At 72.0% G+C, this 21,939-nt stretch carries 17 protein-coding genes and 1 pseudogene; 8 read left to right on the forward strand and 10 right to left on the reverse strand.

The window, feature by feature from the left end; all coding sequences use genetic code 11:
* The first annotated feature begins 37 nt into the window (after positions 1–37).
* From tatC to AYX06_RS02400, 4 genes and pseudogenes are all read left to right on the forward strand, one after another.
* Entirely contained in the window at positions 38–949 is a 912-nt protein-coding gene (gene tatC, locus AYX06_RS02385) for a twin-arginine translocase subunit TatC (protein ID WP_232319374.1), read from the forward strand.
* Between the two features lie 9 nt (positions 950–958).
* Positions 959–3,737: pseudogene (locus AYX06_RS02390) on the forward strand (DEAD/DEAH box helicase).
* A 55-nt stretch (positions 3,738–3,792) separates the two neighbouring features.
* On the forward strand, positions 3,793–5,484 hold the full coding sequence (locus AYX06_RS02395) for an amidohydrolase (protein WP_062734121.1): 1,692 nt from the start codon (positions 3,793–3,795) through the stop codon (positions 5,482–5,484).
* 207 nt (positions 5,485–5,691) lie between these two features.
* Positions 5,692–6,435: a polyprenol monophosphomannose synthase gene (locus tag AYX06_RS02400; protein WP_062734124.1), complete on the forward strand. Its 744-nt coding sequence runs from the start codon at positions 5,692–5,694 to the stop codon at positions 6,433–6,435.
* 66 nt (positions 6,436–6,501) lie between these two features.
* On the opposite strand, the gene AYX06_RS02405 is transcribed toward AYX06_RS02400, so the two are convergent.
* From AYX06_RS02405 to AYX06_RS02415, 3 genes are all read right to left on the reverse strand, one after another.
* Positions 6,502–6,837 carry an RNA polymerase-binding protein RbpA gene (locus AYX06_RS02405; RefSeq protein WP_062734126.1) on the reverse strand — a complete coding sequence of 112 codons (336 nt, stop codon included), beginning with the start codon at positions 6,835–6,837 and terminating at the stop codon, positions 6,502–6,504.
* Between the two features lie 154 nt (positions 6,838–6,991).
* Entirely contained in the window at positions 6,992–8,122 is a 1,131-nt protein-coding gene (locus AYX06_RS02410) for an SPFH domain-containing protein (RefSeq protein WP_062734128.1), read from the reverse strand.
* A gap of 76 nt (positions 8,123–8,198) precedes the next feature.
* Entirely contained in the window at positions 8,199–8,744 is a 546-nt protein-coding gene (locus AYX06_RS02415; RefSeq protein WP_232319375.1) for an NfeD family protein, read from the reverse strand.
* A gap of 230 nt (positions 8,745–8,974) precedes the next feature.
* Here AYX06_RS02415 and AYX06_RS02420 point away from each other — a divergent pair, with 230 nt between their 5' ends.
* A complete protein-coding gene (locus AYX06_RS02420) occupies positions 8,975–9,397 on the forward strand; it encodes a hypothetical protein (protein ID WP_062734132.1) in 423 nt (140 codons plus the stop codon).
* A 9-nt stretch (positions 9,398–9,406) separates the two neighbouring features.
* Here AYX06_RS02420 and AYX06_RS02425 read toward each other — a convergent pair whose 3' ends face one another.
* Entirely contained in the window at positions 9,407–10,840 is a 1,434-nt protein-coding gene (locus AYX06_RS02425) for an alanine racemase (RefSeq protein WP_062734134.1), read from the reverse strand.
* Between the two features lie 395 nt (positions 10,841–11,235).
* On the opposite strand from AYX06_RS02425, the gene AYX06_RS02430 reads away from it, so the two are divergent.
* Complete coding sequence (locus AYX06_RS02430) at positions 11,236–13,629, forward strand: ATP-binding cassette domain-containing protein (protein WP_062734136.1); 2,394 nt, start codon at positions 11,236–11,238, stop codon at positions 13,627–13,629.
* A 947-nt stretch (positions 13,630–14,576) separates the two neighbouring features.
* Here the strand turns inward: AYX06_RS02430 and AYX06_RS02435 are convergent.
* The 5 genes from AYX06_RS02435 to AYX06_RS02460 form a co-directional block, all read right to left on the reverse strand.
* The gene (locus tag AYX06_RS02435; RefSeq protein WP_062736833.1) at positions 14,577–14,897 is read right to left on the reverse strand and encodes a hypothetical protein; all 321 of its coding nucleotides are present in this window, start codon (positions 14,895–14,897) and stop codon (positions 14,577–14,579) included.
* A gap of 89 nt (positions 14,898–14,986) precedes the next feature.
* Positions 14,987–16,242 (reverse strand): IS3 family transposase gene (locus AYX06_RS02440; protein ID WP_147018050.1). Its coding sequence is split into 2 segments (ribosomal slippage): positions 14,987–15,969 and positions 15,969–16,242, totalling 1,257 coding nucleotides; the frame shifts between segments, so codons are not numbered across the junction.
* A gap of 110 nt (positions 16,243–16,352) precedes the next feature.
* Positions 16,353–17,807, reverse strand: a complete 1,455-nt coding sequence (locus tag AYX06_RS02450) for a site-specific integrase (RefSeq protein WP_062734138.1) — start codon at positions 17,805–17,807, stop codon at positions 16,353–16,355.
* On the reverse strand, positions 17,804–18,163 hold the full coding sequence (locus tag AYX06_RS02455; RefSeq protein WP_062734140.1) for a helix-turn-helix domain-containing protein: 360 nt from the start codon (positions 18,161–18,163) through the stop codon (positions 17,804–17,806). Before AYX06_RS02455 ends, AYX06_RS02450 begins: the two co-directional genes overlap by 4 nt.
* Entirely contained in the window at positions 18,156–19,283 is a 1,128-nt protein-coding gene (locus AYX06_RS02460; RefSeq protein ID WP_062734142.1) for a tyrosine-type recombinase/integrase, read from the reverse strand. The genes AYX06_RS02455 and AYX06_RS02460 overlap by 8 nt, the downstream gene beginning before the upstream one ends.
* Before the next feature lie 574 nt (positions 19,284–19,857).
* Here AYX06_RS02460 and AYX06_RS02465 point away from each other — a divergent pair.
* A complete protein-coding gene (locus AYX06_RS02465) occupies positions 19,858–20,265 on the forward strand; it encodes a DUF3054 domain-containing protein (protein WP_062734145.1) in 408 nt (135 codons plus the stop codon).
* A gap of 51 nt (positions 20,266–20,316) precedes the next feature.
* Positions 20,317–20,595, forward strand: a complete 279-nt coding sequence (locus AYX06_RS02470) for an Lrp/AsnC family transcriptional regulator (RefSeq protein ID WP_047802665.1) — start codon at positions 20,317–20,319, stop codon at positions 20,593–20,595.
* Positions 20,596–20,752: 157 nt separating this feature from the next.
* Here the strand turns inward: AYX06_RS02470 and trpD are convergent, their stop codons facing one another.
* Complete coding sequence (gene trpD, locus AYX06_RS02475; RefSeq protein ID WP_062734148.1) at positions 20,753–21,811, reverse strand: anthranilate phosphoribosyltransferase; 1,059 nt, start codon at positions 21,809–21,811, stop codon at positions 20,753–20,755.
* Between the last annotated feature and the right edge of the window lie 128 nt (positions 21,812–21,939).

The following is a 21,939-nucleotide window of genomic DNA, read 5'->3' on the forward strand; positions in this document are numbered from 1 at the left end:
GTTCCCCCGTCCGGCCCCGACGTCCCGGAGGTCTCCCATGTCCGCGCAGTCATCCCGCGGCCCGAAGCAGCGCCGGTCCGCGCGCAAGGCCAACCCGCAGGCGCAGATGGCCCTGGCCGAGCACCTGCGGGAGCTGCGCAACCGGCTGATCAAGGCCGCCGTGGCCACGGTCCTCGGCATGGTGGGAGGCTTCTTCCTCTACCAGCCCTTCATGGGCTACATCACCGAGCCCCTCGCGCGGCTGGCCGAGGCCGAGGGCAACCAGGCGTCCATCAACTACTCCGCGGTGGGCTCCTCCTTCAACATCATGGTGGAGGTCTCCCTGGTCCTGGGCCTGGTGCTGGCCAGCCCCGTGTGGCTGTACCAGCTCTGGGCCTTCGTGACCCCCGCCCTGCACCGCACGGAGCGGCGCTACGCGGTCGGCTTCCTGGCCGCGGCGGTCCCGCTGTTCCTCGGCGGCATCGCCGTGGCCGTGCTCACCCTGCCCACGGCCGTCTACGCGCTGACCGCGTTCACGCCCGCCGGGGGCACGAACTTCATCTCCGCCGACGTGTACCTGCGGTTCTTCCTCCAGCTCATCCTCACCTTCGGGATCGCGTTCGTGCTGCCGGTGTTCCTGGTGGGACTGAACATGCTGGGGGTGCTCTCGGGCCGGACGGTGCTCAAGAGCTGGCGGATCGTGGTGGTGCTCGTGATGGTCGTCTCCGCGATGGCGGCCCCCGGCCCGGACCCCATGACCATGTTCTACCTCGCGGTGCCGCTGCTGACCCTGTTCTTCGTGGCGGTCGGGCTGTGCCTGCTCCTGGACCGGCGGCGCGCCCGCCGGGAGGAGCGGCGGGGAGCTCGAGCGGCTCGGCCGGGACCGCGAGGAGGACACCGGCGCCTGAGCCGGATCGGCCCGTCGCGAACGGGCCCGCCCGGGCCCGTCCGCGTCGGGGATGCGCAGTAGGGTGGGCACATGTCCTCCTACGCCGACCGATACCTGGCCGCCAAGCAGCGGGCCGCCCACGCCAGGACCGAGCTGTCGGTGTTCCAGCAGCGGCTGGAGTTCGCGATGGACGAGTTCCAGGTGACCGCGTGCCGGTCGCTCGAGGAGGGCCGCGGGGCGCTCGTGGCCGCGCCCACCGGCGCCGGCAAGACCGTGGTGGGGGAGTTCGCCGTCCACCTCGCCCTCTCCCGCGGCCAGAAGGCGTTCTACACCACGCCGATCAAGGCCCTGAGCAACCAGAAGTTCCACGAGTTCTCCCGCGCCTTCGGCGCCGAGCGGGTCGGTCTGCTCACCGGCGACACGTCCGTGAACTCCGAGGCCGACGTCGTGGTGATGACCACCGAGGTCCTGCGGAACATGCTCTACGCCGACTCCCCGACGCTGCTCAACCTCGGCTTCGTGATCATGGACGAGGTGCACTACCTCGCCGACCGCTTCCGCGGCGCCGTCTGGGAGGAGGTCATCATCCACCTGCCGGAGAGCGTGCAGCTCGTCTCCCTGTCCGCGACCGTCTCCAACGCGGAGGAGTTCGGCGCGTGGCTGGACACGGTGCGCGGGCACACCGACGTCGTCGTCTCCGAGCACCGACCCGTGCCGCTGTGGCAGCACGTGCAGGTGGGCGGGCGCCTGCTGGACCTGTTCGTGGACGACACCACCGTGGAGGAGGCGGCCGAGCGGATCGGCGGGCCCGGCCGCGACGAGCCCGAGGTCAACCCCGAGCTGCTCCAGCTCGCCCGCGCCGAGCACCCCCGCGGCGGCCGCCGCGGCGGGCGGGGCCCCACCCGAGACCCGGCGGGTCTCCCGCCCGCAGCTGATCCGCCGGCTCGACGCCGAGGGCCTGCTGCCGGTCATCACCTTCATCTTCTCCCGGGCCGGCTGCGACGGCGCCGTCCAGCAGTGCGTGGCCGCGGACATCCGGCTGACCACCGACAAGGAGCAGCAGACGATCCGGGCGCGCGTCGCCGAGACCGCCGCCTCCCTCGAGGCGGCCGACCTCAACGTCCTGGGCTTCTACGAGTGGCGCGACGGGCTGCTGCGCGGTGTGGCCGCCCACCACGCCGGGATGCTGCCGGCGTTCAAGGAGCTCGTGGAGCAGCTCTTCGCCGACGGCCTCGTCAAGGCCGTCTTCGCCACCGAGACCCTCGCCCTGGGCATCAACATGCCCGCCCGCTCCGTGGTGCTGGAGAAGCTCGACAAGTTCAACGGCGAGTCGAGGGTGGACATCACGCCGGGGGAGTACACCCAGCTGACCGGCCGCGCGGGACGGCGGGGGATCGACGTCGAGGGCCACGCCGTGGTGCTGTGGCAGCCCGGCATGGACCCGCGCACCGTCGCCGGGCTCGCCTCGAAGCGGACCTATCCGCTGAACTCCAGCTTCCGGCCCACCTACAACATGTCCGTGAACCTCGTGGCGCAGTTCGGCGCCCACCGGTCCCGCAAGATCCTCGAGTCCTCCTTCGCCCAGTTCCAGGCCGACCGCTCCGTGGTGGGCCTGGCCCGCCGGGTCCGCTCCCAGGAGGAGTCGCTGCGGGGCTACGAGGAGGCGATGACCTGCCACCTGGGGGACTTCACCGAGTACGCGGCCCTGCGCCGGGAGCTCAAGGACCTCGAGCGGGCCGCGGAGCGCTCCGACTCTCGCCGGCGCCGCTCGGACGCGGTGGCCTCGCTGCACGACCTGCTGCCCGGTGACGTGGTGGAGATCCCCCGCGGGCGCAACGCCGGCTACGCCGTGGTGCTGAGCACCGACCCGAACCGGGACGACCCGCGCCCCTCCATCCTGACCCTGGACCACCAGCTGCGCCGGGTCGGGGCGCAGGACCTGGACGGGCCGCTGGAACCGGTCTCCCGGATCCGGATCCCCAAGCACTTCACCGGCAAGTCCCCCAAGGAGCGCCGGGACCTGGCCTCCTCCGTGCGCAGCGCCCTGCACGAGCACCGGCCCCCGCGCGGCGGGGGCCGGGGGCACACCGTCCGGTTCGACCGGGGCACCAGCGCCGCCGAGCAGCGCATCGCCGACGTGCGCAAGGCCCTGCGCGCCCACCCCTGCCACGGGTGCTCCGACCGCGAGAACCACGCCCGCTGGGCCGAACGGTGGTGGACGCTGCGCCGGGACACCGACGGACTGCTGCGCCAGATCGAGGGCCGCACCAACACGATCGCCAAGACCTTCGACCGGGTCTCCCAGGTGCTGGACTCCTTCGGCTACCTCGAGACCCTGCCCGACGGCGAGGTGCGCCCCACGCACGCCGGGGAGCAGCTGCGCCGGATCTACGGGGACCGGGACCTGCTCCTGGCGCTGAGCCTGCGGGACGGCTTCCTCGACGGCCTCGACCCCGCCGCCACGGCCGGCCTGGTGACCCTGCTCGTGTACCAGGCCAAGCGCGAGGACCAGCGCTTCCAGCCCGTGCTGCCCTCGGCGGCCATGGACCGGGCGGCGCAGACGGTGGTGCGCAACTGGTCGGTGCTCACGGACCGGGAGCAGGAGCACCACCTCCCGCCCACGGCGGAGCCGGAGTTCGGCCTGGTGGAGCCCATGTACCTGTGGGCGCGGGGCGCGACGCTGAGCACCGCCCTGACCGGCACCGAACTCGCCGCCGGGGACTTCGTCCGCTGGGCCAAGCAGGTGATCGACATGCTCGACCAGCTCGCCTCCATCGACCTGCTGAGCCCCGAGCTGCGCAGCCAGTGCCAGCGCGCGATCGCGCTGGTGCGCCGGGGCGTCGTCGCCCACTCGGCCTTCGAGGACTGAACCCGTCCCGTCCGCCCCCGTGCCCCCGCCCACGCCCGTCCCGAACAGGAGACCCGTGAGTTCCACCGCCCCCGCACGCCGTCCGGTCCTCTACCGCAACGGCTCCGTCTACAGCCCCGCCGACCCCTTCGCCACCGCCGTCCTGGTGGACGGGCCGCGCGTGGCCTGGGTGGGCTCGGAGGAGGCCGCCCGTTCCCTGCAGGACTCCTCCATGGACGTGGTGGACCTCGACGGGAGGCTGCTGGCGCCCGGGTTCGTGGACTCGCACGTGCACCTGACCGAGACGGCGCTGGCCCTGTCCACCCTCGACCTCACCGCGGCCGGGTCCCTGCAGGAGGTGCTCGACGCCGTGGCCGGGGCGGCGCGCACCGGCAGCGGCGTGGTCCTCGGCTCCGGCTGGGACGAGTCCGTGTGGCCGGAGCGGCGCGCGCCCACCGCCGAGGAGCTGGACCGCGCCGCCGGCGGGCGCGAGGTCTACCTCACCCGGATCGACGTCCACTCGGGGGTCGTCTCCGCGTCCCTCGCCCGGCGGCTCGGCCTCGCCTCCGTGGCCGGCTGGCTGGGCGACGGCCGTGTCGAGCACCTCGCGCACGACCGGGTGCGCGCCGCCGCCCTCGACTTCGGCGCCGGGCGCCGGGCCGAGCTGCACCGGCTGGGCCTGCGCCACGCCGCGGCCCAGGGCTACGTGGCCCTCGCCGAGGCCAACGCCGAGCAGGTGGCCCCGTTCGAGGACCTCGTGCACCTGGTCGCCCTGGCCAACCACGGGGTCCGCGCCGACGGGCCGGCCCCGCGCGTGCTGCCCTACCGGGGGGAGCTCGTGCGCACCGCCGCGCAGGCGCGCGCGGTCGTCGAGCGCTTCGACGCCGCCCTGGCGGAGCTGCTCGGGCGCCCGCCGCAGCGGGGCGAGTCGCTGGTCGGCCTGGCCGGGGACCTCTGCGTCGACGGCGCCCTGGGCTCCCGCACGGCCGCCCTGCGCGCGCCCTACGCCGACGAGCCGGCCAGCACGGGGGACCTCTACCTGGACCCGGACGCCGTCGCGGCCCACCTGGCCGCGACCACCGAGGCCGGTCTGCAGGGCGGCTTCCACGTGATCGGGGACGCCGGGATGGACACGGTCCTGGACGGGCTCGACCGCGCCGCGCAGCTCGTGGGGGAGCGGGCCCTGCAGGGCGCCGGCCACCGCCTGGAGCACGCCGAGATGATCGACCCGGAGGGCATCGAGCGGCTGGCCCGCCACGCCGTGACCGTCTCCGTGCAGCCGGGCTTCGACGCCGCCTGGGGCGGGCCGGGCGGGCTGTACGAGCAGCGCCTCGGCGCCGATCGGGCCGCGGCGATGAACCCGCTGGCCTCCTTCTACCGCGCCGGGGTGCCCGTGGCCCTGGGCAGCGACGCGCCCGTGGTGCCCCTCTCGCCGTGGGACACGGTCCGCGCCTGCCTGGAGCACCACGACCCGGAGCAGCGGATCTCCGCACGCGCCGCCTTCCTCGCCTCCACCCGCGGCGCCTGGCGGGCCGCCCGGCACCCGGACCCGATGCAGGGCCAGCTGGCCCCCGGCACCCCGGCGACCTTCGCCGTCTGGGACGTGGAGGCGCTGATGGTGCAGCAGGCCGAGGGCACCGGCTCCTCCTGGAGCACCGACCCGCGCGCCCGCACCCCGCTGCTGCCCGCCCTGGACGGCGCGGCCCTGCCCGTGTGCCGGCAGACCGTGCTCGACGGCGTGGAGCTGTTCCGCTCCGACGGATTCTGAGCCCCGGGCCGGGGCCGGGCCGCGGCCCGGCCCCGTGTCGGGCGATCTTGGCCGAGCGCACGGCGCAGGATAGGCTGGGCAACTGCTGCCGGGTGGGCTCACTCGTCCTTAGAAAACAGGCCGGCATCCCCTCAGGGCTGGCCTGGTCCGAAGGCGAGGGAGCCTGCCCTGTGGTTTAACAGGTGAGACCTCGAAAGGACCGACCCGGTGCGCGTACTGACCGTCATCCCCACCTACAACGAGCGCGAGTCGTTGCCCACCGTCATGGACCGGCTGCGCCAGGCCGTCCCGGACGGGGACGTGCTGGTGGTGGACGACAACAGCCCCGACGGCACCGGCCGGCTCGCCGACGAGATGGCCGCCGCCGACGGCAGCATCCACGTCCTGCACCGCACGAGCAAGGAGGGCCTCGGGGCCGCCTACATCGCCGGGTTCCGCTGGGGACTGGCCCGGGACTACGACGTCCTGGTCGAGATGGACGCCGACTGCTCCCACCAGCCCGAGCAGCTCCCGCTGCTGCTGGACGCCGTCGAGCGCGGCGCCGACCTCGCCATCGGCTCCCGCTACGTCCCCGGCGGCCGCACCGTGAACTGGCCGGTGCAGCGCCAGCTGCTCTCCCGCGGCGGCAACCTCTACGCCCGCACGCTGCTGGGCTCCCGGATCCACGACATCACCGCCGGCTACCGCGCCTTCCGCCGCGGGACCCTCGAGCGGATCGGCCTGGACACGGTCGACTCGAAGGGCTACTGCTTCCAGATCGACCTCGGCTGGCGGACGGAGCGCGCCGGCCTGCACGTCGTGGAGGTCCCGATCACCTTCGTGGAGCGGGCCGAGGGCCAGTCGAAGATGAGCCCGGACGTCACGCGCGAGGCGGTCGTGCGGGTGGCCCAGTGGGGGCTGACCGCCCGCGCGAGGACCCTGGCGGGCAAGCTGAGGCGCACCGGCCGCTGAGCGGGGCCAGGACGCCGCGCCGCACCGCATCCCTGCACCGGAGCACACCGCCCAGGACGCGCGGGCTCAGATCGCGTGCTTGGCCCGGTAGTACTCGATCCGCTGGGCGAGGATCTCCTCCAGCTCGTCCACGCTGCGCCGCTCCAGGAGCATGTCCCAGTGCGTGCGCTGGTGCTTCTCGTTGGGGTTCTCCGGCTTCTCGCCGTTGACGATGATCGCTTCCTTGCCGGTCTTCGACACCCACACCGGCGGGATCTCGGCCTCCGCGGCGAAGGTGACCGTCACCGACTCGCCGTCCGCGGTGCGGTACTCGACGCGCTGGCGCGGGGCGGGCTCGACGCCGGCCTCCGTCTCCATCGACTGGGAGCCCAGACGCATTCCCCTGAGGCTGCGGTCGCTCATAGTGGTGGTTCCTCCATAACTGACGGTGGCCACGGCCGTGGCGCACGCTCGGGCTGACGACGGGTCTCCAGGGACCCGGGATCCTCTGGGTGCAACATCGACGGTACCCGGGATGTTCCCCGGACCGGGCCCGGATTCCGGGGCGGCCTGCGCCTCAGCGGCCGGCCGGGCCGTCCTGCGGCGGCATCGGGTCCTCGAGGCGCACGGGCGCGTCCGGGTCGATGCTCGAGGGGCGGGGGATCGTGAACTCGTCCGGGTTCACCGTGGTGCGCTCCAGGTTGGGGGAGAGGTCCTCGTCGGTGACCCGGACCTCCTCCGGGGTGACCAGCGGCTCCGACTCCGGTCCGGTGGCCTCCGCGGGCACCATGTCCTCGTCCTCGGCCCCGCCGGGACCGGGGCCGTCGCCGTCCTCGTCGGGGCGGGAGAGGAACTCCCCGACGCCCCGCAGCGCGTCGCCCAGCTCCGCGGGGATCATCCAGACCTTGTTCGCGCTGCCCTCGGCGACCTTCGGCAGCGTCTGGATGTACTGGTAGGCCAGCAGCTTCTGCGTGGGCCGGGCCCGGTGGATCGAGTCGAAGACCTTGCGGATGGCCTGCGCCTCGCCGTCGGCGCGCAGGATCGCGGCCTTCGCCTCGCCCTCGGCGGAGAGGATCGCGGACTGCCGCTGGCCCTCGGCCATGAGGATCCGGGACTGCTTGTCGCCCTCGGCCGTCAGGATCACGGCCCGGCGCTCCCGTTCGGCGCGCATCTGCTTCTCCATCGAGTCCTGGATGGAGGGCGGGGGAGTGATCTCCTTGATGTCCACCCGGGAGACCCGGATGCCCCAGCGACCGGTCGTGGAGTCCAGGACGCCGCGCAGCTCCGCGTTGATCTTGTCCCGGGAGGTGAGCGCCTCCTCCAGGTTGAGCCCGCCCACGACGTTGCGCAGCGTGGCGGAGGTCAGCTGGTCCGCGGCCTGGATGTAGTCGACGATCTCGTAGGTCGCCGCGCGGGGGTCCGTGACCTGGAAGTAGACGACGGTGTCGATGCCGACGACCAGGTTGTCCTCGGTGATCACGGACTGCGCGGGAAAGGACTGCACCTGCTCGCGCAGGTCGATCAGCGGGAGCAGCCGGTCGATGAACGGGATGAGGAAGTGCAGCCCCGGTGTCAGGGTCGTGCGGTACTTGCCGAGGCGCTCCACGATGCCGGCCCGTGCCTGCGGGACGATCCGCACGGAGCGGAACAGGATGATGACGACCAGGACGATCAGGACGGCGAGCAGGATGATGACGGCTAGGTCCACGGGTGCCTCTCTCGGTGGGTGCTGCGCGACGTCGGCGACGCCGGGTCCGGCGGCGCGGCGCCTCCGGAGCGGGGGTTCAGAAGGACGGGCGCGGCTCGGGCCGGCCGTCGGCGGTCGGGGCGGGGTGGGGGGCCACCAGGACGGTCGCGCCCTCGATCTCGTGGACGTAGACGTCGGTGCCCACCGGCAGCTGCTCGCCGGTGACCGAGCGGGCGCTCCAGGTGTCGCCCTCCAGGCGCACCAGCCCGCTGCGGGCGGTGACGGGGTCGAGGACCTGGCAGGGCAGGCCGATGAGCCGGGCCGCGTTGGACACGGTCCCGGGGGTGGACCGGTTGATCCGGCGCAGGGCGATGGGCCGGACGAGGAAGATGAGCAGGACCGCGGCGAGGGCGAAGGCCACCACCTGGACCACGAAGTTGTCCGTCACCCAGCTCAGGCCGAAGGCCAGCAGGGACGCCGCGGACATCATGAGGAACACGAAGTCCAGGGTCAGCATCTCGATCGCGGCCAGCACGATCATCGCCAGCAACCAGAACAGCCACGCGTTCTCGACGAGCCATTCCCACATGATCGGTCCCGACCTCTCCTGCGCCTTCGCCAGGGCGTGCGCCCTGGTCTCCATTGTGCCCCAGCCCTCCGACGCCGTCCCGGAGCGGCGTGCCGCCCGGCGTCCGCGGGCGGTGCCGCGCGGAATACCTGCGCTTTCCCCGCTGTTCACCCGACAACGGTGGTGCCGCGGGCCCGAGAGGTTTCCGTGGCACCACCCTCGACGGTCCGCCGGCGTCCACGCGCCCCGGCGGGCCCACCCGGACCGTGTCAGGCAGAAGCGTGTCAGGCGGAAGGAGGAGAATCATGAAGCTCATCACCTCGGTGGCGATCTCGGCCGCGGGCGCGTGGCTGGCCGGCACGGCGACCGCCGTGGTCGGCCTCTCCGCCCTCCAGTCCCGGCTGCCGGCCATGATGACCCGCTGGCTCGCCGCCGAGCCCGACTTCGAGCGGGCGCTGGTCCTGCTCGGCACCGGGCAGTGCGAGCCCGGGGACGACCGGGCCGAGAGACTGCGCGCCCGGCTCGAGGCCGCCTCCGGCCGGCCCGTGGTGTACGTCGACGTCACCGTGCGGCCGGGCACCTCCGCGCGCCGGGCCGCCCGCAACCGCGAGCTGGTCCGCAGCTTCCACGCCGACCACGTGCTGGACCACGACCTGGACGGCGACCCCGAGCCCGGCCCGGGACACGCCCTGCGCCTCGACGCGCAGGGCGGGCCCGCGGGGCGCTGACGCCGCCGCTCACCCGCCGGTGGTGGTCACCGGCAGCGGCGCGGTCGCGTCGAGCAGGTGGAAGGCCTCGGCACTGAAGTCGATGACCACCTCGTCGCCCGCCGCGGCGCCCGGGACCTCCGAGAGGTCCAGGGTCACGACCGTGCCGTGGTCGAGCAGCACCGGGACCTGCTTGCCGCCCACGGTGTAGGCCAGCTCGTTCTCCCGGGACGGGATGTGGTGGATCAGCCCCACCTTCTTCGGCGACGTGGTCGGATCGGTGCACCCGTAGTCGATGCACCAGCCCTCCGGGAGCGTCTTGACCTGGCTCAGCTCCGTCGTCCAGGAGTACACGCTGCTCTCCGGCGGGCTGCTGCTGAAGAACATCCCGCCGACCCGCAGCAGGTCGTAGTACAGGGCCTCGATGCCGTTGTCGAGGACGTCGCTGGCCCCCGCGTGGATCAGCGCGTCCTGGCCAAGGCCGGCGTCACGGATCGCGGCCACGGCGCCGTCGAAGCGGTTCTTCTGGGCCACGGTCGTGTTGGTGGTGTCGTTGCGCTCGATGGCCTGGGCGTCCTCGGCGGTGATCGTGGAGAAGTGCGTGGCGATCCCCGCGAGCTCCAGGTGCGAGGCGTCCTCGACGGCCCGCGCCAGGGGGACCGCCTCCTCGGGCACCACGCCCTCGCGCCCCATGCCGGTGTCCACCCACAGGTGCACCTTCAACGTCCCGCCCGTGGTGGCCAGCACCTGCTCCGCCGCGTCGACCCACGCGGGATCGGTGGCGGGCACCTCCACGTCGTAGTGCACCAGCAGCGGGATGTCCTCGACCTGGGCGGCGTAGAGCACGGCGATCCTCGCCTGCACACCGGCCTCTCGCAGGGCGATGGCGTCGTCGAGCTTCGGCACGAAGAGGTACTCGACGTCGGCCGCGTCCTCGATGACCTTCCCGAACACGTCCACGGGCTCGCCGTTCTTGAGCACCGCCCCCAGCTGGACGTCCTGCGGGAAGTCGGCCCGGATCTCCTCGGCGTTGCGCCGCACGGTCTCCGTGTCGACCGTCAGCACGGGGATGTCCTGGGTGCCCTGCGTCGTGTAGGTGTAGGCGGTCTTCTCCCCGATCCCGTTCCCGCCGGCGGCGAAGGAGACCTCCACCGTGCCGGGCGTGCCGGACGACGGAGCCGTGCAGGCGTGGCGGGCGGACCGCTCGTCGAACGGGCACTCGACCTCGGTCTCGCCGAACCGGGCGGTGATCGGCCCGTCGGTGTCCTCGCCGGTGTCGGCCAGGACCAGGTTGCCGCCGGTGAGCTCGCCGTGCGTGGGGGAGAGGGCGACCGACCCGGAGGCGCTCGCGGGGGGCGCGTCCGGCGAGGAGCCGCCGTCCTGGCCGCAGCCCGCCAGGACGAGCACGGACAGTCCCACGAGGGACGTCACCAGCCGTTGTCCGCGGATGTCCGTCGTGCTCATGTCGCCCCGTCGTCCCACATCGTTCCTCCCCCTCGGCACCGGCCTTCGCCAATGCACACACCGTGCAGTCACAGGGAGCGTATCCGGAAGGCAACGGCCCGGGACGTGGGATCCGCCCCTCCGCGGCAATGGTACACAGATGAGCGGACAGATGCCCCGTCACACGTCCGTCATCGACGGGGGAGTCGCGGCACCGCACCCGCCCCGCGGCACGCGGGTGCCCACCGGCCGGCAGGTCCGGCGCACCGGCGGCGAGTCGCCGACGCGGCGTGCGCCTGTCCGGCCGGGGCCGCCGGGCATAGTCTCGGAGCGAGCCGGACCGCAGCGGACGTCGTCGGATCGTACGTCGTCGGAGCGGACGACACCGGCGGGACCGCCCAGGAGAGGACGTCACCATGAGCACGCCGCCGAGCACGGAACCGCGGACGGCCGCGCCCCACGTCGCCGACCGCCACGACCTCATCCGCGTCCAGGGGGCCCGGGAGAACAACCTGCGGGACGTCAGCGTCGAGATCCCGAAGCGCCGGCTGACCGTGTTCACCGGTGTCTCCGGCTCGGGCAAGAGCTCGCTGGTGTTCGGCACCATCGCCGCGGAGTCGCAGCGGCTGATCAACGAGACCTACAGCGCCTTCGTGCAGGGCTTCATGCCGACGCTGGGCCGACCCGAGGTCGATCAGCTGGAGGGACTGACGACGGCGATCGTCGTCGACCAGGAGCCGATGGGCGCCAATCCCCGCTCGACGGTCGGCACCGCCACCGACGCGAACGCGATGCTGCGGATCCTCTTCAGCAGGCTCGGGACGCCGCACATCGGCTCGCCCAACGCGTACTCGTTCAACGTGCCCTCGGTGCGGTCCAGCGGCGCGATCACCGTCGAGCGCGGCCCCGGCAGGACGAGGCCGGAGAAGGCGACGTTCACCGTCCTCGGCGGCATGTGCCCGCGCTGCGAGGGCATGGGCTCGGTCAGCGACGTCGCCCTGTCCGCGCTCTACGACGACGCCCTGTCGCTCAACGAGGGCGCGCTCACCATCCCCGGCTACAGCATGGACGGCTGGTACGGACGCATCTTCCGCGGCTGCGGCTTCTTCGACCCGGACAAGCCGATCCGCCGGTACTCCGAGCGGGAACTGCACGACCTGCTGCACAAGGAGCCCACGAAGGTCACGGTCGACGGCATCATCCTGACGTACGAGGGCCTGATCCCCAGGATCCGGAAGTCCATGCTGTCCAAGGACATCGAGGGGCTGCAGCCGCACGTGCGGGCCTTCGTCGAGCGCGCCGCGACGTTCGCGTCCTGCCCCGAGTGCGGCGGCACCCGGCTGAGCGCGCCGGCCCGGTCCTCGAGGATCGAGGGGAAGAACATCGCCGACGTCTGCGCGATGCAGATCAGCGACCTCGCCGGCTGGCTGCGGGAGCTGCACCAGCCGTCGGTGGCCCCGCTGCTCGCCGGGCTGCAGCACCTTCTCGACGCCTTCACGCAGATCGGGCTCGGCTACCTCTCCCTCGACCGCCCGACCGGCACCCTGTCCGGGGGAGAGGCCCAGCGCACGAGGATGATCCGCCACCTCGGGTCCTCCCTCACCGACGTGAGCTACGTCTTCGACGAGCCGACGATCGGCCTGCACCCCCACGACATCGAACGGATGAACCGGCTGCTCCTGCAGCTGCGGGACAAGGGCAACACCGTGCTCGTCGTGGAGCACAAGCCGGAGACCATCGCGATCGCGGACCACGTCGTCGACCTCGGCCCCGGCGCCGGCAGCCACGGCGGGACCGTCGTGTTCGAGGGCACCGTGCAGGGGCTGCGCACCAGCGGCACGCTCACCGGCAGGCACCTCGACGACCGCGCGTCGCTCAAGGAGACGGTGCGGAGGCCCACCGGCACCCTGGAGATCCGCGGCGCCGACGCCAACAACCTCCAGGACGTCGACGTCGACATCCCGCTCGGGACGCTGTGCGTGCTCACCGGTGTCGCCGGCTCGGGCAAGAGCTCGCTGATCCACGGCTCGGTCGCCGGCCGCGAGGGCGTGGTGCTGATCGACCAGGGCGCGATCCGCGGGTCGCGCCGGAGCAACCCGGCCACGTACACCGGCCTGCTCGACCCGATCCGCAAGGCCTTCGCGAAGGCCAACGGGGTGAAGCCGGCGCTGTTCAGCTCCAACTCCGAGGGCGCCTGCCCGGCCTGCAAGGGCGCCGGGATCGTCTACACGGACCTGGGCGTCATGGCGACCGTCGAGTCCACCTGTGAGGAATGCGGTGGAAAGCGTTTTCAGAGTGCCGTGCTGGAGCACACGCTGGGCGGCCGGGACATCGCCGAGGTCCTGTCGATGCCGGTGACCGAGGCCCTGGACTTCTTCGGGGCCGGAGAGGCGCGCACGCCGGCCGCCCATCGGGTTCTGCGCCGGCTCGCCGACGTGGGACTGGGCTACCTGGTGCTCGGCCAGCCGCTCACCACGCTGTCCGGCGGTGAGCGGCAACGGCTGAAGCTGGCCGCCCAGCTCGCCGCGCAGGGCGAGGTCTACGTCCTCGACGAGCCGACCACCGGCCTGCACCTTGCCGACGTGGAGCAGCTGCTGGGACTGCTCGACCGGCTCGTCGACTCCGGGAAGTCGGTCGTCGTGATCGAGCACCACCAGGCGGTCATGGCCCACGCCGACTGGATCGTCGACCTCGGCCCCGGGGCCGGCCACGAGGGGGGCTGTGTGGTCTTCGAGGGCACGCCCGCGGATCTCGTGGAATCCCGCTCGACCCTCACCGGCCGCCACCTCGCGGCCTACGTCGGGGCGTGACCGTCGGGCGTGGTGCCACGCGTCTCGAGCCGCGATCCAGCGGCCCGTGGTGAGCGAACAGCGACCGCGCGAGCCGGGGGAGTACCGGGGCCGGCGGCGGTGCGGCCCGCGCCCGTCGCGGCGGAACCGGCCTCGGGCGATACGGAACCGTGCTCGGGTGCAGCGCCACCGCATGGACGCACCGCATGGACGCACCGCTGGATCGGACCGCTGGATCGGACCGCTGGATCGGACCGCTGGATCGGACCGCTGGATCAGCCACGGACTGCGGGTGTCCCGGTGATCCGCGTCACAGATGATGCCGGGACCCGTGAGCTCGTGGACATCAGGAGTCGAGGGTCGCCGCATGCAGGCACTGCGGGTACCTCGGGCAGGTCATGGAGACGGCAGCGCGGGAACACCGAGAACGGACGGCTGACAGCGGACCGGCGCGGCGGGGGCCGTGGCGACATGAGCACGCCGATTCCGTGGATGGACCGGACGCAGGTGCCGACGGCAGGCCGTGGCAGAGCGTCGGCGCAGCCTGGCGGTGCGGTTCGTCGGCACGTCCCGCAGTCGGACGACGTGCGACGCCTCGGCACGCCGGGCCGTTCCCGTCGAACGCCACAGCGGATCGCCGATCCCGAGAAGGTGCCTGGACGCCGCCGCGGAACGGACCGGCCCGGGCCGGGCGGAACCTGATCGCCCGTGCAGATGCGCCGCACACCGCCGACAGGGACGCACATGCAGGCTGAGTGTTCACAAGACGAGCGGCCCAGCACGGTGCTTCCCGGGCTCCTGACCCGCACTGCTCAACCGGTAGGCACGGATGTTGATGAGGCGGGAGTTGTGCCCTGACGGGGTTCCGGTTCGCACCTCGAGAGTCAGCGCGGTGTCGAAACGGGGCGCAGGGATGGTCGGCAATCAGTCTGGTGTCCCGTATTCCGGTGCTGGGGCGTGGAAGTCGCTCAGTCCTTGATCATGACGCCAAACGCGACGGCTTCACCTGTATTGGGGTCGGCTCCGAGCAGGCGGACCAACCCACTCTTTCTCGGTGTCTGGAATGACCCCTCGGGCTCTTGGTGCATCTCCGCGAATACCTCGAACCGTCGGCCGCCAGCGTGCTCATCCACCCACCGCAGCACCTCATTGATGTTCTCGGCGTCCGCCAGGGCGAAAGCGTCGAGACTCCAGGCTCCTCCCGCTGTCGATTGCCAGAAGTTCACGCGATAGACGGGGGAGTCGACGAGTTCTTGCGGCTCGGCATGAACCGTTTCGATGACGCGCATGCTCGTCAGCATAGGATCCGCGGAAAATGTGAAACAAGGGTTCGTCAGCGACGCTGGCGGTGTGAACCGTCACGGCTTCTCTGCCGTCTTTATACGGGCTGCGCCGCCGGCTGGGGCGCAGTGATCTGATCGTAGTGGGCGGCCTCGAACTCGGCAGGCGGGACGTTGCCGAGGCTGGAGTGCAGCCTGCGGGTGTTGTACCAGTCCACCCAGGCCAGCGTGGAGTACTCGACGTCGCTGACAGTTTTCAGTGGTGCCTTCACGAACGGGCCCGGGCGGATGCACTCGGTCTTGTAGAGGCCGATGATCGACTCCATGAGGCAGTTGTCGTAGGCGTCCCCGACCGAACCGATCGACGGGGCCATCCCCTCCAGGGCCAGATGCTCGGTGAAGCGCAGCGCCGTGTACTGGGACCCGGCGTCGTGGTGATGGATCAGCCCCTCCGGCAGCACCAGGCCCTGACGGGTGCGGTCCCACCGGCCCATTCGCAGGCAGGTGAGCACCAGATCCGTCGTGCGGGTGGTGGCGGCGTTCCAGGACACGATGCGCTGGGCGAAGACATCGACGATGAAGGCGACGTAGACGAATCCGGCCCAGGTGCGCACGTAGGTGAAGTCGGCGACCCACACGGTGTTCGGGGCCGCGGCGGTGAAGTTGCGGTTGAGCAGATCCGACGCCCGCGTCCCATCCTTGGCCGGGATCGTGGTGCGCACCCGCCGGCCTCGGACCACCCCGGCCAGCCCGAGGGAGCGCATCAGTCGATCCACCGTGCAGTGGGCCACCGCCAGCCCACACCGGCGCAGGTAGGCGGTCATCTTCCGCCGGCCGTAGAGGCCCTCCGGGGTGCCCACGGTGGCCAGCAGCACATCCATGACGATCGCGTCGCTGACCGTGCGCGCGGCAGGCTGCCGACCGGGTTGCTTCCAGGAGCGGTAGGTTCTCGCGGCGATCGGCACGCCCTGCTCGCGCAGGGCCGCGCAGATCGACTCGACCGCGTAGCCTTCGGACCTCATCTGGTCGATGAACCCGGCGATCAACGATTGCGGGGGTCGAGCTCCCCCGCGAAGAAAATCGAGGCCTTGCGCAGGATCTCGTTGGCCTCGCGCAACCGTTTGTTCTCGGCCTTGAGCCGCTTGATCTCTTCGGCCTCGGCCGTGGTGACTCCATCCCGGTCCCCGGAGTCGATCTCGGCCTGACGGACCCAGTTGCGCAGCGTCTCCCGCCCCAGATCCAGCTGCTGACCGATCTGCTGACAGGCCACCGTCAGCGACGGATAGTCCTGCTGGTGCTCGCGCACCATGCGCACCGCTCGGGCCTTGAACTCGGCGTCGTACTTCTTGGGCATGTCCTCATCCTTCATCGAAAGGAAGCGGCATCAAACCCGTGACGGTTCAGTGCCTGTTGAATCCGGGAGTCACCGGTCTCGCCGGCTTCATCGCTGTGGGGTTGCTGGTGCTACTGGCGTGCGGCGATGTAGCGGGCGTAGGTGCTGGCCGCGTTGGTGGCGTGGCGTTCGATGGTGCTGGGGTGGTAGCCGAGGATCTCGGCCAGGACCGGGATGGGGCTGAGCTTGGTGAGCTCCTCGAGGGTGCCCAGGCGGGCGGCCCGGGGCGCGCACACGGTCTTCAGCCGTCGCCGCAGGTGGCTTGCGTCGAGGTGCTGGCCGGGGGAGTTGCCCCTGAAGATCCACGGGCTGTTCGGGTGCGCGGCGGTCCGGTCGTGACCGGGATCGGTGACCAGGTGCCGCAGCGGTTGATCCAGCGGGGGCGGGAGTTCCACGGGGTGGGCCCCGACGGTGATGGTGACCCGCTCGTCGTCGATGGTGACCTGGTCCCAGGTCAGGCCGACGACGTCGTCGACCTGTTGGGCCAGGACGAGGACGAGGATGGCGGCGAGGCGGTCTCTGGGGCCGAGCTCCTCGTGGTCCACGGCCCGTGCCAGGGCGCGGGTCTGGTCGGTGTGGGGCAGGCGGGTCGCGGTGCCGCGCCGGTGGGGGTGCAGGCGCAGGCGTGGGTCCACGAGCTGCGTGGTGGTCGCCCACCGCAGGAAGCGGTCGGCCCGTTCTCGGGTGGTGGGCCCGCCGGATTGCCAGGCATCGAGGTCGGCCTGGGTGAGCCGGCTCAGGGAGGTGTCCCGGTGGGTGAGCCAGGTCAGGAAGTCGATGGCCACGGTGGTGGTCTGTTTGGCGGTGAGGAAGGTGCCCTGGGTGGTCTCGCCGTCGGTGGTGGTCATCCGCCGGGCCTGGTGCCAGCGGACGAAGCGTCGTAGGGCCTCGCGATGCTCGCCGGCGGGTAAGCACTGGATGGCGTCCTGGCTCCAGGCGGTGAACCGGGCCAGATTCTTGTCCCGGGGCGGAAGGGCGCCGTGGGCCACCAGCAGGGCCCGTACGTAGTCGCGGGTGCGGGTGGCCGGCAGCGCGTCGAGGGTCTCGTGGGTGATGGTCGCCGTGGTGGCCAGATCGGTGAGGAAGGCGGTGACGTGGGGCTGGTTCAGCCAGGTCAGCCCGCTGTTGGGCCGGGTCATCGCCTTCAGCGCGGTGGCCACCGGGGCCAGGGACGGGTGCATCTGCTGGTTGTGCGGATTGTTGAGCAGCCGGTCGACGGTGGCGGCCAGCACGCAGGCCCAGCACTGCCCACCGGAGTGCAACTCGGCCTCGGCGCCACAGGTGCGGCAGTCCAGATTCAGGGCGATCCCGGCGCAGGCCCGGCAGGCCGGTCGCCCGTCGTGGCGGCCGGGCAGCACACCGGTGTGGCCGCAGGCACAGGTGCCGGTGGTCCGCTTGGCGGCCTGGTAGCAGTAGCGGCACACGGGCCCGTCGGGCCAGTGGGCGGCGATCTCGTGGTGGCCCCGGCACCGAGTGCACGGGATCGGCCAGGTCTCCGGGTCGCTGGGTGGGCGGGGTCTGCTCACGAGGACTCGTCGTTCTCCTCGGGCACCAGATGAATGCGGCGGGCGATCGGCTGGTGCGGATCGACCCCGATGTCCTGGGGGCGGGTCGGGGCGTTGGCGGTGGCCGCGGCGCGCAGTTCGAGGTAGGGCTCGAAGAGGTCGTTGGGGGAGCAGTCCAGGATGTCGCACAACGCGGCGAGGGTGCGGGCGGGGATGCGTTCGGGGGTGCCGGTCACCAGCCGGTAGACCTGGCTCTCCGACAGGGTGATCCCGCGGGCGCGCAACAGCGGCAGCAGCTCGGTGCTCTTCCACAGGTTGCGCTGAGCCATCACGGTGCGCAGGTGCCAGCGGTAGCCGATGCGGCGCTGCTCAGGCATCAGGAACCTCCTCGAGGCCGGCACCCAGCCGGGCGGCGATCATCTGCTGGATAGTCCTCTGCTTGAAGTCCGAAGAGACCGAGGTGTACAGCCCCGTGGTCGAGGCATGGGCGTGGCCGACCTGGGTCTGCACGAACGCCGGGTCGTAGCCGGCCTCGATCAAATGCGTGACGTAGGAATGACGCAGGCAGTGCAGGCCCAGCTCCGGGGGCAGCCCGACCTCCTCGCGCAGTCCCGCGAAGGCGTCCCCGAGGCTGCCCAGGCGCAGCCGGCCTGCGCGTTCACTGGGCCACAATGCGTCCGAGGACACGGCGGTCGGGAAGCGGGCCCGCCCGCCGGGGCCGGTCCAGAACTGCAGCAGGCCCACGACCCAGTCGAACTCCGGGACGGTGAGCACAGTGCGCCGGCGCGGACCCGACCCGGTGGTGCCCTTGGCCCAGCGCACCTGCACGGCGCCGAAGCGCCCGTAGGCGGGCACGTGCGGGTTCGGCCCGAAGTCGCCCACCTCGAGCATCGTCAGCTCCCGGCGCCGCAGCCCGTAGGCGTAGCAGACCTTAAAGGCGATCGAGTCCCGCAAGGCCGGCAACCAGCGCTTGCTCCCGGCGGCGTGCTCACGGTCGATATGGTCGTCGAGATGGTCGAACAGCCGCTGCAGCTCAGCCCGGGTAAACGCCCGGCGCCCCGGGGTGACGGCGTCATCAGCCGTGTGCCGGGGCGTGTTCCACTCGAAGACCACCTGAGCGGGCACGTCCCCGAACACCTGCTGACAGAAGGCCGCCCACCCGTAGACCGGGGTCGTGAGATAGGTGCAGAACGCCGCCACCGCGCTGGAATCCGCGCGCAGCGTCGTGAGACTGATCGGCCTGGGTCCAGAGCGCCGCTGCGCCTGGAAGTCCTCCAGATCACCCGGAACCCAGTGCCAGGGGAAGGTGCCGGTGAAGCGCTGAAACCGGGCCACGACACCGCACCGGGCCTTGATCGTCTGCGAGGTCAGCCCGCGGGCCAGCATCTGCGCCCGCCACCCGACCAGCATCGCCTCGAACACCCGCTCATCGGCGCGGAACAACCCCACGTCGCCGTCGGTCAGGACGGCAGGTACGTGGCCCGGTACAGCGTCCATCCGAATCCCACCTCACCGTGGAATCGTGCATCTGATGCAGGAAATCTACGCTCACCAGCCTCGCGACAACACCCCGGTGAGATATCCGACCTTCGGCGCAGTCCCACTGTCCGCCGTACGCCGCGGAACCGGGCAGAAATCGGCCGAACGGGAGTTGCACCAGATGTGAGAACTCCCGTGGGTCATAGCGCCGATAATCGACATTATGTAAAGTCGAGCTGAGAGGGCCTCCCCGTCCGACCGTTCCGCCTCTCCGCATGACACGTGCGACGCACCCACTGCGCACGCTGCCGCACCGCGCGCGGCCGACCCCATCTGGGGGCTCATCCGCCCTCCGCGCACCGTCGAAGTCCCCGGCGCACGGGTGGCCGCCGAGAACGACCGCCGTCCGCGCCGCCACTCCTGACCCCGTTCCGGCAATCCGCCCGTCACCGTTCCGGACCGACCTATGACATCCCTGGACTCATGGTCGAAGGTTGAAAGTTAGTCCACCTCCATCTCTCAACCTTCATCTTCCCGTTCAACCCGAGCGGCGCGCGGCGGGTCGCTGCGGGGCCCGCACTAGACTGCGAGCATGCACACCACGGCCCCCACCACCACGCGGCCCACCGGGCACAGGAGCTCCTGGCCGGCGGTGCTCGTCGTCGACGTGCTCCTGGTCCTCCTCTTCGCCGCCGTCGGGCGCAGCACCCACGCCCTCGACCCGGTGGGCGTGCTGGAGACCGCCTGGCCGTTCCTCACAGGCCTGCTGCTGGGCTGGGCCGCCTGGCAGCTGCCCCGCCACCCCGTCGGTCTGTGGCCCCGCGGCGTCGCCCTGTGGCTGACGACCGTCACCGTGGGCATGGGCCTGCGGGTCCTCGTCGGCGAGGGCACCGCACCGAGCTTCGTGCTGGTGACCCTGGGCGTCCTCGCCGTTCTCCTGCTCGGCCACCGCGCGCTCGCCCTGACGGTGCGCGCGGCACGGGCCCGCCGCACGCCCTGATCCGCCCCGTTCCGCCGGCACCGGCCGGCCCCGTCCCGAGAAAGGCGTCCCATGCTCACCGCCATCGTCCTCATCAAGACCTCCGCCGACCGCATCCCCGAGGTCGCGGAGCAGATCTCCGAGATCCCCGGGATCAGCGAGGTGTACTCCGTGACCGGCGACTGGGACCTGATCGCCATGGTGCGCGTGCACCGGCACGAGGACCTCGCGGACGTCATCGCCGACCGCCTCTCCAAGGTCGACGGCGTGGTGGGCACGAACACGAACATTGCCTTCCGCACCTACAGCAAGCACGACCTCGACGCCGCCTTCTCCCTCGGCATCGACTGAAGCACCGGCATCGACTGAGACGCCGGCACCGCGCCCGGTGGTGCGCCCCGCGACGGCAGAAGGCCGGTGAGCGGGTGCTCACGTGGTGCGCCCCGCGACGGCAGAAGGCCGGTGAGCGGGTGCTCACCGGCCTTCGTCGTCGGACCCTCCGGCGCCCTCAGCGGGCGGTGTGGACGATCCAGCGGTCCAGGACCGCCCGCGCGGCGCCGCTGTCCACGGCCTGCTCGGCGCGCCGGACTCCGGCCGCCAGACGGTCGTGGAACGACCCCTCCGCCTCCTGGTCGAAGGCGACCAGCCCCGCCGCCGCGTTGAGCAGGACGGCGTTGCGCACGGGCCCCTGCTCCCCCGCCAGCACCTGCTCGACGACCCGGGCGTTGTACAGGGCGTCCCGGCCGCGCAGGTCCTCGATCGTGGCCCGCGGCATGCCGAGGTCGAGGGGCTCGAGCTCGTGGTGCTCGACGGTGCCGCCGCGCACCTCCCAGACCTCCGAGGGGGCCGTCACGGTGAGCTCGTCGAGTCCGTCGCCGCCGCGGAAGACGAGGGCGCGGTGCCCCCGGGCGGCGAAGACCCCGGCGATGAGCGGAGCCAGGGCGCGGTCGGCCACGCCGATCGCCGAGGCCTCGACCCGGGCCGGGTTCGTCATGGGCCCGAGGACGTTGAAGGTCGTGGCCACCCGCAGCTGCGCCCGCGCCGCGGCCACGAAACGCATCGACGGGTGGAACGTCTGGGCGAACAGGAACGTGATGCCCACGTGCTCCGCGGCGGACTCGACCAGGTCGACCGGCAGGTCCAGGCGGACCCCGAGGGCCTCGAGCACGTCGGCCGAGCCGGACTTCGACGACGACGCGCGGTTGCCGTGCTTGACCACCTTCGCGCCCGCGCCCGCGCAGACCAGGGCGGCCATCGTGGAGATGTTCACACTGGACAGCCGGTCGCCACCGGTGCCGACGATGTCCAGGGCGGGCCCGGGGATGTCCGCCGGCCGGGCCCGGGCGACCATCGCGTCCGCCAGGCCGGTGAGCTCCTCGACCGTCTCCCCCTTGGCCCGCAGGGCCACGAGGAAGCCCGCGATGACGACGTCCGACACCTCCCCCGACATGATGGTGTCCATGGCCCAGTACGCCTGCTCCCGGGTCAGGTCGGTCCCCGAGATCAGCGCGGTGATGAGGTCGGGCCACTCGAAGTGCGGTGCGGTCGCCGGAGTCGTCGTGTTCACGCCCCCGATCGTATCGCCCGCCCTGTGGGCGGCCGGAACCCGCCCGGAACGGAGCGCCGGGCGGCCCCCGATCGGTGGTGACACGGATCACGGACGCCTGCGGCAGGCCCCCTCCGGCCCGGGATCCG

The sequence above is a fragment of the Kocuria turfanensis genome (assembly GCF_001580365.1).
Taxonomy (GTDB): Bacteria; Actinomycetota; Actinomycetes; order Actinomycetales; family Micrococcaceae; genus Kocuria; species Kocuria turfanensis.

Bases quoted from the DNA above. Each gene is read 5' to 3' on its own strand.
- AYX06_RS02460 (WP_062734142.1), bottom strand. From the start codon at position 19,283: ATGGACGCTGTACCGGGCCACGTACCTGCCGTCCTGACCGACGGCGAC.
- AYX06_RS02435 (WP_062736833.1), bottom strand. From the start codon at position 14,897: ATGCGCGTCATCGAAACGGTTCATGCCGAGCCGCAAGAACTCGTCGAC.
- AYX06_RS02430 (WP_062734136.1), top strand. From the start codon at position 11,236: ATGAGCACGCCGCCGAGCACGGAACCGCGGACGGCCGCGCCCCACGTC.
- tatC (WP_232319374.1), top strand. From the start codon at position 38: ATGTCCGCGCAGTCATCCCGCGGCCCGAAGCAGCGCCGGTCCGCGCGC.
- AYX06_RS02470 (WP_047802665.1), top strand. From the start codon at position 20,317: ATGCTCACCGCCATCGTCCTCATCAAGACCTCCGCCGACCGCATCCCC.
- AYX06_RS02465 (WP_062734145.1), top strand. From the start codon at position 19,858: ATGCACACCACGGCCCCCACCACCACGCGGCCCACCGGGCACAGGAGC.
- AYX06_RS02420 (WP_062734132.1), top strand. From the start codon at position 8,975: ATGAAGCTCATCACCTCGGTGGCGATCTCGGCCGCGGGCGCGTGGCTG.
- AYX06_RS02425 (WP_062734134.1), bottom strand. From the start codon at position 10,840: ATGAGCACGACGGACATCCGCGGACAACGGCTGGTGACGTCCCTCGTG.
- AYX06_RS02455 (WP_062734140.1), bottom strand. From the start codon at position 18,163: ATGCCTGAGCAGCGCCGCATCGGCTACCGCTGGCACCTGCGCACCGTG.
- AYX06_RS02415 (WP_232319375.1), bottom strand. From the start codon at position 8,744: ATGGAGACCAGGGCGCACGCCCTGGCGAAGGCGCAGGAGAGGTCGGGA.
- AYX06_RS02405 (WP_062734126.1), bottom strand. From the start codon at position 6,837: ATGAGCGACCGCAGCCTCAGGGGAATGCGTCTGGGCTCCCAGTCGATG.